This is a genomic window from Streptomyces sp. NPDC101237, assembly GCF_044767465.1.
GTDB lineage: Bacteria > Actinomycetota > Actinomycetes > Streptomycetales > Streptomycetaceae > Streptomyces > Streptomyces gramineus.
Genome location: NZ_JBIWNY010000035.1, coordinates 24,349 through 37,702 on the forward strand (window position 1 = coordinate 24,349; position 13,354 = coordinate 37,702).

Annotated in this window: 11 protein-coding genes and 1 pseudogene; 10 read left to right on the forward strand and 2 right to left on the reverse strand. The window is 70.3% G+C overall.

Translation table 11 applies throughout. The annotated features are described in order from the left end of the window. Positions 1-11: 11 nt before the first annotated feature. The 6 genes and pseudogenes from ACIRQ9_RS35620 (at position 12) to ACIRQ9_RS35645 (ending at position 5,672) form a co-directional block, all read left to right on the forward strand. Positions 12-1,100, forward strand: coding sequence for an alkene reductase (locus tag ACIRQ9_RS35620; RefSeq protein WP_404183301.1), 1,089 nt, complete (start codon positions 12-14; stop codon positions 1,098-1,100). A 311-nt stretch (positions 1,101-1,411) separates the two neighbouring features. Beyond that, positions 1,412-1,632 (forward strand): annotated as a pseudogene (locus ACIRQ9_RS35625) (IS630 family transposase); the annotation flags it as partial. A 203-nt stretch (positions 1,633-1,835) separates the two neighbouring features. Further along, entirely contained in the window at positions 1,836-2,573 is a 738-nt protein-coding gene (locus ACIRQ9_RS35630) for an HNH endonuclease family protein (protein ID WP_404183304.1), read from the forward strand. 65 nt (positions 2,574-2,638) lie between these two features. Continuing rightward, on the forward strand, positions 2,639-4,657 hold the full coding sequence (locus tag ACIRQ9_RS35635) for an ATP-binding protein (RefSeq protein WP_404183307.1): 2,019 nt from the start codon (positions 2,639-2,641) through the stop codon (positions 4,655-4,657). Between the two features lie 407 nt (positions 4,658-5,064). Then, the gene (locus ACIRQ9_RS35640; protein ID WP_404183310.1) at positions 5,065-5,475 is read left to right on the forward strand and encodes a hypothetical protein; all 411 of its coding nucleotides are present in this window, start codon (positions 5,065-5,067) and stop codon (positions 5,473-5,475) included. Beyond that, positions 5,472-5,672 (forward strand): hypothetical protein, encoded by a 201-nt coding sequence (locus tag ACIRQ9_RS35645; RefSeq protein WP_404183313.1) that lies wholly within the window; start codon positions 5,472-5,474, stop codon positions 5,670-5,672. The genes ACIRQ9_RS35640 and ACIRQ9_RS35645 overlap by 4 nt, the downstream gene beginning before the upstream one ends. Before the next feature lie 92 nt (positions 5,673-5,764). On the opposite strand, the gene ACIRQ9_RS35650 is transcribed toward ACIRQ9_RS35645, so the two are convergent. Then, positions 5,765-6,145 carry an ANTAR domain-containing protein gene (locus ACIRQ9_RS35650; protein WP_404183316.1) on the reverse strand — a complete coding sequence of 127 codons (381 nt, stop codon included), beginning with the start codon at positions 6,143-6,145 and terminating at the stop codon, positions 5,765-5,767. 316 nt (positions 6,146-6,461) lie between these two features. Here ACIRQ9_RS35650 and ACIRQ9_RS35655 point away from each other — a divergent pair, with 316 nt between their 5' ends. Next, positions 6,462-6,725, forward strand: a complete 264-nt coding sequence (locus ACIRQ9_RS35655) for a hypothetical protein (protein ID WP_404183319.1) — start codon at positions 6,462-6,464, stop codon at positions 6,723-6,725. 36 nt (positions 6,726-6,761) lie between these two features. On the opposite strand, the gene ACIRQ9_RS35660 is transcribed toward ACIRQ9_RS35655, so the two are convergent. Further along, complete coding sequence (locus tag ACIRQ9_RS35660; protein ID WP_404183322.1) at positions 6,762-7,718, reverse strand: Ku protein; 957 nt, start codon at positions 7,716-7,718, stop codon at positions 6,762-6,764. Between the two features lie 405 nt (positions 7,719-8,123). Between ACIRQ9_RS35660 and ACIRQ9_RS35665 the strand changes: the two genes are divergently transcribed. The 3 genes from ACIRQ9_RS35665 to ACIRQ9_RS35675 form a co-directional block, all read left to right on the forward strand. Further along, positions 8,124-9,125 carry a hypothetical protein gene (locus ACIRQ9_RS35665; RefSeq protein ID WP_404183451.1) on the forward strand — a complete coding sequence of 334 codons (1,002 nt, stop codon included), beginning with the start codon at positions 8,124-8,126 and terminating at the stop codon, positions 9,123-9,125. A gap of 391 nt (positions 9,126-9,516) precedes the next feature. Continuing rightward, entirely contained in the window at positions 9,517-9,846 is a 330-nt protein-coding gene (locus tag ACIRQ9_RS35670) for a trypco2 family protein (protein ID WP_404183325.1), read from the forward strand. Positions 9,847-9,899: 53 nt separating this feature from the next. Beyond that, positions 9,900-13,354 (forward strand): tetratricopeptide repeat protein (locus ACIRQ9_RS35675; RefSeq protein ID WP_404183328.1); only part of this gene is annotated, 3,455 nt, incomplete at its 3' end.

A 13,354-nucleotide genomic window follows, 5' to 3' on the forward strand; every position in this document is an offset into this window, starting at 1 on the left:
AAGGATTGTTCATGACCACCACCCAGCCCCTGCTGCAGCCGGTCCGCCTCGGCGCGCTTCAGCTCCCCAACAGCGTCGTCATGGCCCCCATGACCCGTGCCCGCGCTCACAACGCCGAGCTGGCCCCCACCGACCTGCACGCGACCTACTACGCGCAGCGTGCCGGCGCCGGCCTGATCGTCACCGAGGGAACCTGGGTCAACGCCGACGCGATCGGTTTCATCCACGCGCCCGGCATCTACACCAGCACGCAGACTGCCGGCTGGGTGAAGGTCACCGAGGCGGTCCACGAGGCCGGCGGCCGGATCGTCTCCCAGTTCGGCCACCTCGGCGCGGCCTCCCACCCCGACCACCTCGGCGGCCGCCTGCCCGCCGGACCCTCGGCCATCAACCCCGGCGAGAAGTCCTTCACCCCCTCGGGCCCGAAGGACACCGTCACCCCGCGGGCCTACACCGCCGCTGAGATCGCCGCCACCATCGCCGACTACCGCCAGGCGGCCGAGAACGCCCGCCGCGCCGGCTTCGACGGCGTGGAAATCCACGCCCAGCAGTCCCACTTGATCCCGCAGTTCCTCAACCCACGTCTCAACCAGCGCACCGACGCCTATGGAGGCAGCAGTGAGAAGCGGGCCCAGTTCCTTCTCGACATCCTCGACGCCGTCAGCAACGTGTTCGGCAGCGACCGCGTCAGCGTGAAGATGTCCCCGGGCTGGAACAACGGAACCACGTTCACCGCGGACGAGGAGGCACTCGCCGACTACGACCAGCTGTTCAAGAAGCTCAACGACAGCAACCTGGCCTACCTGCACCTCCTGGGCACCCCCGGCACCATCGAGGAGCGAATCGCCCTCTTCTCCCGCTACCGCGCCCACTACCAGGGCAAGATCGTCGCCAACCTCGGCTTCACCCAGGCCCTCGGCAACGAGATCCTCGACCACGGGATCGTCAACGCGGTCTCCTTCGCTGAACCTTTCATCGCCAACCCCGACCTGGTCGAACGCTTCGCGCAGGGCCACCCGCTGGCCGACGCCGACCGGGCCACCTACTACGCCGGCCAGGCCGAGGGCTACACCGACTACCCCGCCTTCACCGCCAGCTGAACAAACAAGACGTCGGCGCCGCGTCGGGTGTGGGGGAGCAGGAATCCTCCTGCTCCCCCACACCCGACGCGGCGCCGACCGGTTCCCTGAACGCTACTGGCCGCAAACCGCAGCAAAAGACAACGCCGCAGGTGGGCAGGGTCATCGTGTGTGGCCCTGACGCGGTCTTGTGCCGGAGCAACATCGGAGCCATGGCCGAAGTCCTTCGCCTTCTCGGTCTCGGCCGCCGGTCGCCCTGACCGGGGGAGGGGACAGCCTGCACACACTGGCGTATGCGGCGCGGGACCTGCAGGACGCCCGCCACACTTTTTCCCCCGGAGGCCCACCTCGGGCCGCTGCGGCAGTTCACCATCGCCAACTCCAACCACCCCAACCACACTGCCCAGACCGGGCCCTGCACACCTACCTACGCTGGCGCAACACCAACGCCCGCCACCCCGACGCCCTCACCGCCCAACGCCGAGAATGCGCCCGCATCCGCAGCGAGAAGCGCATCCGCTGGGGCGGACGCCCACTCGCCCCAGCCGTATGAACCCGGCAAACCCAAGCGTTCACAGCACTAGCGCAATCCCCTGGTGCAACGCGTAGCGCAACTCCGACCGCGCCGGCGGAGGGACTGCGGCGGCTGGTCCTGTCGTCGCTGATCGTTTCTGCGGTGAATCCGATGGCCCACTCGGGGGACACGAACGGGGTACGAGGGGCGGGCCGGTCTCCGCCGCCGATAGACCCGCTGGCGTGATCAAGAACGTGCTGCGCGCTCTGCCCGCGCTCGCCCTGCCCGTCCTTCCGCTCGCCGCGCCCGCGCCCGCGGCCGCCGCCCCCGCCGAAGCCACGTCGGCTCAACAGCACCGGGCAGTCGTGGTGTCCGCCGCGGCTGCCCGGACGGCCCCGCCCTCAGCAGAGGGCGTGCCGCTGTTCGAAGCCCTGTCCTGGATCCCGGAAGCCGAGGAAGGCACCCGGGACGGCTACAGCCGGGACCAGTTCAAGCACTGGAACCGCGGGGAGAACCCGACAGACGGCTGCGACACCCGCAAGGAAGTCATCCTGTCCGAGGCGCTGGAGGCCCCCGAGGTCGGCCCGAAGTGCGCGCTGAGCGGGGGCCGCTGGTTCTCCGAGTACGACCAGAAATGGGTCACCTCGGCGAAGGAACTCGACGTCGACCACATGGTCCCCCTCGCCGAAGCCTGGGACTCAGGCGCAGCCGCCTGGACGGCGGCCCGCACGGAGGCGTACGCCAACGACCAGGGCGCACCCAACAGCCTCATCGCCGTCTCCGGGAGCTCCAACCGGTCCAAGGCCGACAAGGACCCCGCGGACTGGCTGCCCGTGCCGGCCGACCGCTGCAAGTACACGGTCGACTGGGTCGCGGACAAACTCCGCTGGCGCCTGAGCGCGGACGTCGCCGAAGTCCAGGCCCTGGACCGCCTCGCCGAACAGTGCCCCACCGCCACCGTCACCTACCAGCAGGCGTGACCCTGTACGGCGCCAGCGGCACCGAGCAGGAACAACCGGGCTGCCCTGCCCGACCGATACCGCCGATGCCGTCCCACGCGCCCACCGTGACGGCAGCGGGCGCGGCGTTCCTCGCGTGGCTGCGCACCGCCCGCCCGACATCTGCCGTGGGGATCTGGCGGGCGGGGCACCAGCCGCGACTGGAGCAGGAACCGGAGCCCACACCCGGCCCCCGGCTGGTCGGCGGCGCCGTGCTCTGGGGGCTGCTCGCCTGGGTGGTCTGGTCGCTGCTCTACGACGGCTATCTCGGGCTGTGGTGGCTGGTGCCGCTGGATCTGCTCGCCCCGGACGACTGGGTGCACGGCCGGTCCGGGCCGGGACTGCTGCGGGTCACCTACTACGGCTACTACGCGTTCATCGTCGCCGTCCTGGTGGTGGCCGCCGCGCGGGCGGGGCGGTGGGCGGAGGTCTGGCGACGCTATGCCGCCCCGCGTCGGACCGCCGCCTCTCCGGTCAAGGCTGCGCTGCTGCTGCCGGGTGAGGACCCGGCCCTGTGGCCGCACCTGAGGGCGGCGGGTGCCGCGGCTGCCGCCGACCGGCTCACCGCGGACGCGGTCGCCAGCGTGATGGGCGACGTCGACCACGCGCGCATCACGCAGGCCTGGACGGCGGTCCGCGCCGGACACCGGACGCCGGAGGACTTCACCCGCGCCGTGCTCCGGGACGGAGCGGCGGCCTGCGGGCATCCGTCCGGGGCCCGGGACCTGCCCGGCCGGTCCGCGCCGCACGACCTGGTGAGCCATCAGGTGCGGATCGGTACCGCGGCCGACACCGGCCGGAACCCGTGGGCCTACCGCGCGGCCGACGTCGCCCTCAGCCCGGACACGGTAGGCACGTCGCTGCTCGTGGTCGGCCCGGCCGGGCCGCACGGCACGGACCGGATCGTGCGCCCGGTCGCCGAAGCGATGGGCGTGCAGGCCCTCGCCGGGCGGGCGGCGGTCGTGGTCGTGGGCACGGCCGCCGCCGACCACGGGCCGCCGGGCGCCTACGACGTCGTGGTCCGGCTCGGGGATCCCGCCTCCCCGCACGCCCTGAACCTGTACGGCGGGATCACCGACCCGGACGAGGCGGCCGCCGTCCTAGCCGAAGCCCTCACCGGCGACCTCGCCCACGACCGGGACGCCGGGGCACAGCGGACGGCGGCCGTGCTGCGCCAGCTCCTCGGACCGTTCGCCGCGGCCTACGGGCGGCTGCCCGCGCTCGACGAACTGCGCCAGCTCCTCGACGGCACGCCCGGCCGGCTCCCGGAGCTCCGCCGGCTCCTGGAGGCGGCCGGGCACACCGGGATGCTGCGGGACCTGGACGCCCGGGTGCGGCAGTCCTCGATGCCGGGCGACGCCGGAATGCTGCTCGCCGACCGGCTCGCCCTGTTGGACCGCCCCGCGTTGAGCAACTCCCTGGCTTCTGCGGGCGGGTACTGCCTGCGGGATGTGGACCGGCCGGTGCGCGTGCGGATCGAGCTGCCGGCGTGCGGGCACGCCGACGTCCCGCGCGTCCTGGCCTGGCTGGTCCTCGCGCAGTTCCTCGCCGCCGTGACGCACCGCGCCAACCGGTCCCTGCTGGCCTGCCTGGTCCTGGACGACGTCCCCGGTACCGTCACCGTCCCCGCCGTCCACGGCATCCAGCGGCTGCGCACCGCGCACGCCTGCACCGTCCTGGCCCTGCGCACACTGGACGACGTGGCGCCCGCCCTGCGCGCACCCCTGCTCGGTGCGGTCGGCTGCCGGGTCGCCACGGCCGGGCTCACCGCGGCGGACGGCCGGCACTCCGCCGACGCCTGGGGCACCGCATGGACCGAGACCCGCACCGTCACCGACCGGCAGCTCATCGCCGAGACCGCCGCAGGCCGCGCCCTGCACCTGCTCCGCCAGGCCGTCACCGGCACCGCACCGACCGCACGGGCCGTGACCGTCCAACAGGTCGAACGCGAGCGCTGGTCCGCCTCCGACCTCGCCCACACCCTCCCCGCCGGACACGTCGTGATCTCCCGGACCGACACCGCCGGCCACCGCACCCCGCCGCTCTTGGTCGACCTCCGGCACTGACCCGACCACCCGCCCGCCGAAGGCCCGGACCACACGGTCCGGGCCTTCGGCGTACCCGGCCGCTGGCAGGCATTGCGCGGCTCAGGGAGCGCCGGACCGTGCCGGTCATGTGCTCGCGAGACGTCGCCCAAATCAGCTGTCACATCCGGCTCGGTTTCCCCCATAACCAGGTGTAGGGGCCGATCGCGGCCGGGCGGGAAGTGCTTGCGCTCCAGATGGGGCAGGGGAGTTGCACGCCTAGCTCCCGCACCGGTCACAGTGCCGCCAAAACCCTCCGCCGCCCCTTGTCCACCCGGCACTCAGCCAGCCCGCGACACAAGCACTGCCGCCTTGTCACTGTCCTGTCCCCACCCCGCGCACCAAGGGGCGAAAGAGCCCTGTCCCGAACCTGGAGTCCTGCCGTGCCGATGCCCCTCCCCGAACTTCTCCGCCTCCTGCACGGCGGAACCACTCTGTCCAGCATCGCCGCCATCACCTGGTCTTTGGTGGCGATCTTCAAGTACGGAGTGGTCCCGGTGATGCAGATCCGAGCGGCGACCCACGTCGCAGACCGGGCGTACGACTTGGCCAACGACGACCCGATGGCCGCGGTCGCCCTCCGGGCCATCGAGAAGGGCATACCGGACGCGTCTTCGATCCTCGACGCGCTGCGGGGCACGCAGGACCAGCCGCCTGACGACACCGCCGGCTCCCGGCCCGCCTGCTCGCGGCCGGCACTCCACCCCCGGCGCGGTTCGAACAACCGTGCCAGAACGGCCGATATTCTGCGGGTGAGGGCGGCCAGAACGTGCCGCCCGGAACAGGAACATCACCCATGACCACGCCCGTGCCGCCGATCTCGGAACCCGACCCGTCCGCGCTAGTCTGCCCCGGCGACCGGGTCGGCCCGTGCAGAGGCTGCCAGCGCACCACCCACAGGTACGGCAGCGGCGGCAGCCCGCTGTGCCAGTGGTGCATGGCCCCCGTCATGGAGCGGTGGGGCACCGCCGTGCGGTTCGTCGACACCCGCCTCTGACCGGCGACGGGACCGCGGCCGGCTCTCGCGGCGAGCACGGCCGACAGCGACAGGAGACCCAGGGGTTCGGCCGATGGCGTCCACGGCTGCCCTCAGGCTGCGCCGTTGCCGCCGGCAGCGTGTCCGTCATCCATTGCCTGGCCCGGCTGCGGCGCTCGTTGCCGCCAGTTTTCCACGCGGGCATCCAGTTCCCGGGAGACCGACTGCGACATCGGCCGTCCCAGCGGCCAGTCCACAATCTCCGCCGCCACGGTGTGAAGCTTGATGTTCAGCGACTGGGACACCTCCCGCAGCACCTCCCAGCCATCGCGGGGCGGCACCTTCCACACCGCCGCCATCACCCCAAGCGCCTGGTCGATCACCGCGTGCGAGGCGACCGCCTGCTGCATCTGTGCGTTCTCCTCGCTGAGCCGGGCAATCTTGTCAGCCGTGGCCTGGTCGGCGGGAGACCGGCGGTCGCCCACGGAAGCCATGAACTCTCCTGGAGGCCGGGAAACAGGACCCACTCACTTCTTCCCCGGTCTGTCACCCGCATGACATGCGGCCCCCGCACAGCCCCCGATGGTCCTCCACCGCCGAGGAGGTGGAGGACCATCGGGGGCTGTTGTCCCAACCACTCTCCCGAGTCGCCGAAATCGCACACCCCACACCTCGACTGCGCCTCCGGTGTCCCACAACCTGCCGCCCGGCCGCCGCCAAGAACACCATCGCAAATGCATCTATACAGGACACATGACCCGAATTCTGTGCGGTACTCAGACAGAACCCGACGCAGACAGGAGAGTCCCTATGGTGATCAAAAAGATGCACGACATGGGCATCCGCAGCGAACACGCCTACCTCGCCGGCGTCGCTTCCATCGGCCTCAGCTTCGCGTCCTGGTTCACCAGCCTCAGAACCGAGCAGGCAGGCCTCGCGCGCGCCGACCGGTGGGGAATCTTCGTCGGCGAATGGGCACCCACCTTCATGGCCCTCGGCCTCGCCCTCTCCCACTACGAACAGCAGGAAGGCACTCTGACCGGCTCCCTGCACGCGGTAAGGCAGGCCAGCTGACCCAGCCACCCCGCAGGGCCCTGCCCCCCACACCACCTATGCGCTGCGGCGCGGCTTGCGGGCGGCCGCCTTCTTCCCACTGGTCTTCTTCGCCGTGGTGGTCTTCGCCGTGGTGGTCTTCTTCATGGCCGGCTTCTTCGCGGGCGACTGGGCAGCGGCCTTCTTCGCGGGCATCTCATGGACCTGCCCGCCGGGGCCGGTGTCCTCGCCGCGGGAGACCTTCGCCTTGTCCACGGACTCCTGCAGCGCGGCCATCAGGTCGAGGACCTGGCCCGCCGGCTTCTCCAGCTCCGGCGCGGCTGGGAGTTCGCGGTCCTCACGCTTCGCCTCGATCACCTTCTCCAGCGCCTCGGTGTACTGGTCGACGAAGTCGGGGCCCTCCAGCCGGTCGGTGGTCATCCGCTCGATCAGCTCCACCGCCTCATCAACCTCCGCATCGGAGACGTCCGCCGCCGGCGGGTACAGCTCCGAGGGGTCGCGGACTTCGTCGGGCCAGCGCATGGCGTGCAGCACGATCACGTCGTCCCGCACCCGGAGCAGTCCGAGCCGCTCGCGGCCGCTCCACGCGAACTTCGTGACCGCTACCCGCGAGGACCGCTGAAGGGCCCGGCGCAGCAGCTCGTACGGCTTCGCGGCCACCTGCCCGTCCGGCTGGAGGTAGTAGCCCTCACCGATCCGCAACGGGTCGATGGACTCCCAGGGCACGAACCCGTGGATCTCCAGCGCCTTCGCCGTCGGCAGCGGAAGGTTCCGCAGATCCTCATCCGTGATCGGGATGACCTGGGTCTTCGTGAGCTCGTAGCCCCTGCCGATCTCATCCGAGCGGACCTCGCGGTCCTCGGCCTCGCAGAACTTCCGCACCCTTACCCGGGCCATGTCCTCCAGGTGGTACTGGTGGAAACGCACCGAGTGGTCCTCGGACGCGCTGACCACATGGCACGGCACCGTGACCAGGCCGAAGCTGATCGCACCGGACCAGATGCTGCGGGGCATGGCAAACCTCCAAAGGGGCCCCGAGCGCTCTCAGCCTACGATCATCGCCTGCCGGCGGCACGCCGCCCGGCAGGCAACAGCGGGCTTGCCGTACGCGCCGCCTGCACCGCCCGTACGAGTGCTGGGCCGACAGCATCTTCGCCTCCGTCAGCATCGCCGCTGCGCTCATCCCTGGTCGACGGCAGTCTCGCCGGCACGGGCTTGATCCTGAGCGGCTGACCAACCGTATGCGTCACGTTCAGCGGCTGCTCAACGCGGTCCCGGTTTTTTGAGGCCGTGACCGTACGCCAAAAGCTGCGCGGCTTGTCGGTTGGGCGTTTGACGTCGTTTGAAAATCCCTTGCTCCCCGGTCCGCGTGCTTGGTGGAATTCAGCGGCTTCGACGGCGGGAGGGGACAGCTTGGCGGTGTTCGGGTGTGCTGGTTGTGGTGCGGTCCTGACGGCGCCGGTGTCGCTGGTGGCATTGCCAGTCCACCTGGCCGACGCTCACTGGGAGACGCTGCACCCTCCACTGCTGGAAGCCGGTTCCTACGCTGTCGACCCCGCGCCGTACGGACCGCCTTGGCGGCAGTGGGACGAGGTCGGGGCGACCGAGGCGGCGGAGCGGGGACGCTTCGTGCCGTTCGGCGCGCTGTCCGACGGACCGTCGGACAGCGTTCTCCTCGCGCCCGGCGACATGCGCGGCACGCGGCTGATCCTTGAGCGGGCCGGGGGCTACTGCATGGGAATCGACGGAAGGGACGGGCCGAACCTCGCCTGCCTGACCTGCGATCTGCCCGTCGGAACGAGGATGGACGACTGCGGGTACTGGCAGGTCGTGCGGCTTGTCCCGCAGGCGGTGGTGCGGCTGCCCGCCCCGCCTGAGCAGCCGATCATGGATTGGGCGGAGCTGCTGGCAACGGGCGCGCTGTGGCACCGACTGAGCGGCTACCGGGACATTCCGGCGGGCGTGGCCCTCGCGCAGGTGGTGATGGCTGCCGGGGGTGTGCCGGTCGAGGTGGCGACCGGGCCAGTCGCGGACCTCTTCGGCCGGGCATTGGGCGCGCTAGTGCCCTCCGGTGAGGGTGCGAAGCGGCTGGACATGGCGGGACCGGGGTTCGGCGAACCGGCGGCCGACCTGCTGCCGGTGCCGGTCCACCCGCGGACCGGAGCCATGTGGCAGCCAAGTGCCGGGGCAGTGCCGGTGCCCATGGATGCGGCGCTCTGGGCCGAACTTGCCTTCCCGCCACACCGCTCCCGGCTGCCCGCGGTCGGCGGGCTGCCGGCAGGTGTGGAGCGGGACGACCCGCTGCCGCCGCACCCGTACTACCCGTTCCAGCCGTCTCGAGATGCGTTCCGGTACACGCTCGCGCGGACGGCCGCCGTCAAGGAATCGTGGCTGCGGGCGATCTACGACCGAGGGTGCTGACCCGTCACTTCAGCACGATGTAGCAGGCAGGCAGCGGCGCAGTTCCTCGGCGTACGGTACGGCCACTCCGACCGTGATCACCGCGGCGAGTCCGGCGAGGTACGCGCAGCGGACGCAGCACGGTCATCGCGATCGCATCCATCGGCATCAGCTGCACACCGGGCGCGGCTGAAGGTATCTCGCGGCCGGGCGAACACTTTCTCTGCCGTTTCGTACAGGCAGACCCCGATCAACTGGTAAAAAGCCTGACGGGTGGTCACCAGGAGGTCACGGGTGACCACGCTCAGCGGGGAACAGTTTCTGCCGGTTTACGTGTAGACAGAGAGCCGAATACACCCTCCCGTCCGACCTGCGAGGGAGGGCGCGCTTCCAGACGGAGGGGGATACATCGATGAGCAGTGGAAGCGGTGCGGACGAAGAGTGGATGGACTTGGCGGACGCGATCACCCTGCTACGGGATCAGATCGCCGAGGCTCAGAACAGGATTGCCGCCCCAGCAGGGGCGGGTGACAAGGGTGTGCTGTTCACGCTGGGGGAGATCACGCTGGACCTCGGTCTGGAGCTGACCGGTACCAAGGGGGTCAACGGCGGTCTGCGCTGGAGCGTGATCAGTCTGGGCGGTAAGAAGGAGAGCGGCCGCAAGGCCACTCACACGGTGACGGTGAAGCTAACCCCGCACCAGCCCGGCGGCGGTGACATTAACGTCAGGGACACCGAATAGTCCTGGCCCACCCGCAGCACCGCACGTCGAGAGTCCAAAACGGGGGATAGCGCGTGGAGTTCGACCGCCGGGCCCAGCTTCGGGTCACTATTGCTGGCACTGAGAAGCGGGGGTTCGGCTCGGGCTATCTGATCGCTCCTCGCCTGGTCCTGACCGCGGCCCACGTGCTGGAAGGGATGGACCAGGCATTACGGAAACCAGTAACGGTGTGCTTGCCCGACACTGGCGAGCAGGAGTTCCCAGCGATTGTGCGCTGGCAGCGCTGGGACGAGAAAGTGGACGCCGCGCTGGTTGAGGTGAGCGACGGCGAAGATTGGCAGACTCCGCCCTCCCTGAAGGATCTGCTGGCCCGGCCGCCCCAGCGTTACGGCCTGCTCATCGGCACCCGGCAGCACCAGGTGACCGCGACTGGCTTCCCACGCATGCAGAAGGACCCCGACGACGGCGGGCGTCTGGACGAGCAGTTGACCGGCCTGATCGCACCGGGCACCGGTGCCCTGGCTGGCCGCTACGAGATTGCTAGCACCGACCCCATTCCAGGGGCCGGGCTGTCGGCCGGCAGCTGGTGGGCAGGCATGTCCGGCGCGGCACTCCTCACCGACGACGGCCTCGGCGGAGACATGCTGTGCGGGGTTATGCGCCGCGACCGTCAAGCCGGCGCGGGCGCCCGCCTGACCGCCACACCCGCCGCCCACCTTCTCACTGACGCCGGCTTCCGCACCCTGGTCACGGAGCACACCGGTTGGGAACCCGTTCTGGAACCCGTCGAACCCGCCGCCCTGCTCACCTCGGCGGCGTCCGAACGTCTTCTGGACTCACCTGCCTCCCTCCTGCGTGCCGACGCCGAAGCTGTGACCTTCTTCGGCCGAGACAGCGAACTCACCGGCCTACGCGCCTGGTGCCAGGAAGGCCCGCCCACGACGGCAGTACAGGTATGGGTCGGGCCCGGCGGGCAGGGCAAAACCCGTCTGGCCCGACGCCTCACCGACCTCCTCAGCCACGACGGCTGGGCCACCGGACACCTGCGCCCCGAGCTCACCGACCACGACACCCCACCCGACCTCACACCCCTCGCCACCGCCCTGCCTCTGCTCATCGTCGTCGACTATGCCGAGACCCGTCCCCGCTTGGTGCGCCGCCTGATCACCCGCCTGCACCGCTCCCGCCACCGTGTCAGGGTGCTGCTCCTCGCCCGTTCCGACGGCGAGTGGCGCACCGACTCCGCTCTGCGCGAAGCCGACGCGCCAGCCCGCAGACTCCTCAATCAAGCCCAGCCCATCGAACTCGCCCCACTCATCCCCCACAGCCGGGCCGCCCAGGACCGCCGCACCGCATTCGCTTCCGCCGCCGGCGACCTCGCCCGACTGCTGCCCCACGTCCACACCGTTCCCGACCACGACTGGAGCGCTCTGGCCGTCGCCCTCCAGCCCCCCGACGACCTGCGCCACCCCCGCTATGACAACGCCCTCACCCTTCAGCTGACTGCCCTGGTCACCCTGCTCCAGCACGGCCCCAAACCCGCCGATGCGTTCCCCGATACCCCGGCAGAAGAAATCCTCTTGGAGCACGAAGGAAGCTTCTGGGAAGACAGCGCCCAAGCCCCAGCCTTCAGGCTGAACCTGCCAACCACCACGCTGGCAGCCGCCGTCGCCGTCGCGGTTCTGTGCGGAGCCGCCACCACCGACGCAGCTACAGACGTCCTCAGCACAGTCACCGATCTGCCGGCTGACAAAGCCGCCCGTACTGCAGCATGGTTGGCCCGGCTCTACCCAGCCGAACCCGGACGCTACTGGGGATCACTCCAACCCGACCGCGTTGCCGAGTATCACGCCTCACAACTACTGCAGCAGGACGACATTGCCTTGCCGGCCCTCCTCGCTGCAGGAAGCCCCGCCCAGCAAGCCCAGATCATCACCGTCCTAGTTCGCGCGGCTATAGCCCACTACAACGCGGGCCGCATCAATCGCAGCGAACACCTCCTGCAGTCCCTGGACACCACCCTCGACACCACCCCCCTCGCATACCAAGCCGTCCAGGCTGCCACAGCCGCGCTGCCCCACCCCTCTCGTATCACCACCTCTCTCGCCCTACGACTCACCGCCCATCTCGCCCAGGCCGACCGGCAACTGACACATGACGACCCCGCCGCCCACGAACCCAACCTCGCACGGTCGCTGTCCAACCTCGGCGTCCGCCTGTCTGAGGCCGGACACCGCCGAGACGCCCTCACCACCACCCAAGAAGCGACGGAGATCTACCGCGGCCTTGCAGCCGACGACCCCGCCACCCACGAACCTGACCTCGCACGGTCGCTCTCTAACCTCGCCATCCAGCTGTCGCAAGCCGGACACCGCCAAGACGCCTTGACCACCGCCCACGAAGCGGTGGAGATTCGGCGGAGGCTCGCAGCCGAAAACCCCGCCGCCCACGAACCCGACCTCGCCACCTCCCTGTCCAACCTCGGCATCCAGCTGTCGCAAGCCGGACACCGCCGAGACGCCCTAGCCACCGCCCAGGAAGCGACGGAAATCTACCGCAGGCTCGCAGCCAACAACCCCGCCGCCCGCGAACCCGACCTCGCCACCTCCCTGTCCAGCCTCAGCATCCGGCTGTCGCAAGCCGGACACCGCCGAGACGCCCTAGCCACCGCCCGGGAAGCGGTGGAGATCCAGCGCAGGCTCGCAGCCAACAACCCCGCCGCCCATGAAACCGACCTCGCTGCCACCCTGTCCAGCCTCAGCATCCGGTTGTCGGACGCCGGACACCGCCGAGAGGCCCTGGCCACCGCCCTGGAAGCGACAGAGATCCGGCGAAGGCTCGCAGCCGAAAACCCCGCCGCCTACGAACCCGACCTCGCGCGGTCGCTGTCCAACCTCGGCAACCTGCTGTCGGACGCCGGACACCGCCGAGACGCCCTGGCCACCGCCCAGGAAGCGACGGAGATCTATCGCAGGCTCGCAGCCGAAAACCCCGCCGCCCACGAATCCGACCTCGCCACCTCCCTGTCCAACCTCGGCAACCGGCTGTCTGAGGCAGGACACCGCCGAGAGGCCCTGGCCAGTGCCCAGGAAGCGACGGAGATCTATCGCAGGCTCGCAGCCGAAAACCCCGCCGCCTACGAATCCGACCTCGCTGCCGCCCTGTCCAACCTCGGTGCTCAGCTGTCTGAGACCGGACGCCCCGAAGAAGCCCTAACCACAGAGCTGGAAGCGGTGCAGATCCGGCGCAGACTCGCGGCCGAAAACCCCGCCGCCCACGAACCCGGCCTCGCCATGTCCCTGTCCAACCTCGGTGCTCAGCTGTCTGAGACCGGACGCCCCGAAGAAGCCCTGACCACCGCCCAGGAAGCGGTGCAGATCCGGCGCAGACTCGCAGCCGAAAACCCCGCCGCCCACGAACCCGACCTCGCCACCTCCCTGTCCAACCTCGGTGCTCAGCTGTCTGAGACCGGACGCCCCGAAGAAGCCCTGACCACCGCCCAGGAAGCGGTGCAGATCCGGCGCAGACT

Coding starts and splice junctions, on each gene's coding strand:
- ACIRQ9_RS35620 (WP_404183301.1), top strand. CDS start 12: ATGACCACCACCCAGCCCCTGCTGCAGCCGGTCCGCCTCGGCGCGCTT.
- ACIRQ9_RS35635 (WP_404183307.1), top strand. CDS start 2,639: ATGCCGTCCCACGCGCCCACCGTGACGGCAGCGGGCGCGGCGTTCCTC.
- ACIRQ9_RS35640 (WP_404183310.1), top strand. CDS start 5,065: ATGCCCCTCCCCGAACTTCTCCGCCTCCTGCACGGCGGAACCACTCTG.
- ACIRQ9_RS35645 (WP_404183313.1), top strand. CDS start 5,472: ATGACCACGCCCGTGCCGCCGATCTCGGAACCCGACCCGTCCGCGCTA.
- ACIRQ9_RS35655 (WP_404183319.1), top strand. CDS start 6,462: ATGGTGATCAAAAAGATGCACGACATGGGCATCCGCAGCGAACACGCC.
- ACIRQ9_RS35650 (WP_404183316.1), bottom strand. CDS start 6,145: ATGGCTTCCGTGGGCGACCGCCGGTCTCCCGCCGACCAGGCCACGGCT.
- ACIRQ9_RS35670 (WP_404183325.1), top strand. CDS start 9,517: ATGAGCAGTGGAAGCGGTGCGGACGAAGAGTGGATGGACTTGGCGGAC.
- ACIRQ9_RS35660 (WP_404183322.1), bottom strand. CDS start 7,718: ATGCCCCGCAGCATCTGGTCCGGTGCGATCAGCTTCGGCCTGGTCACG.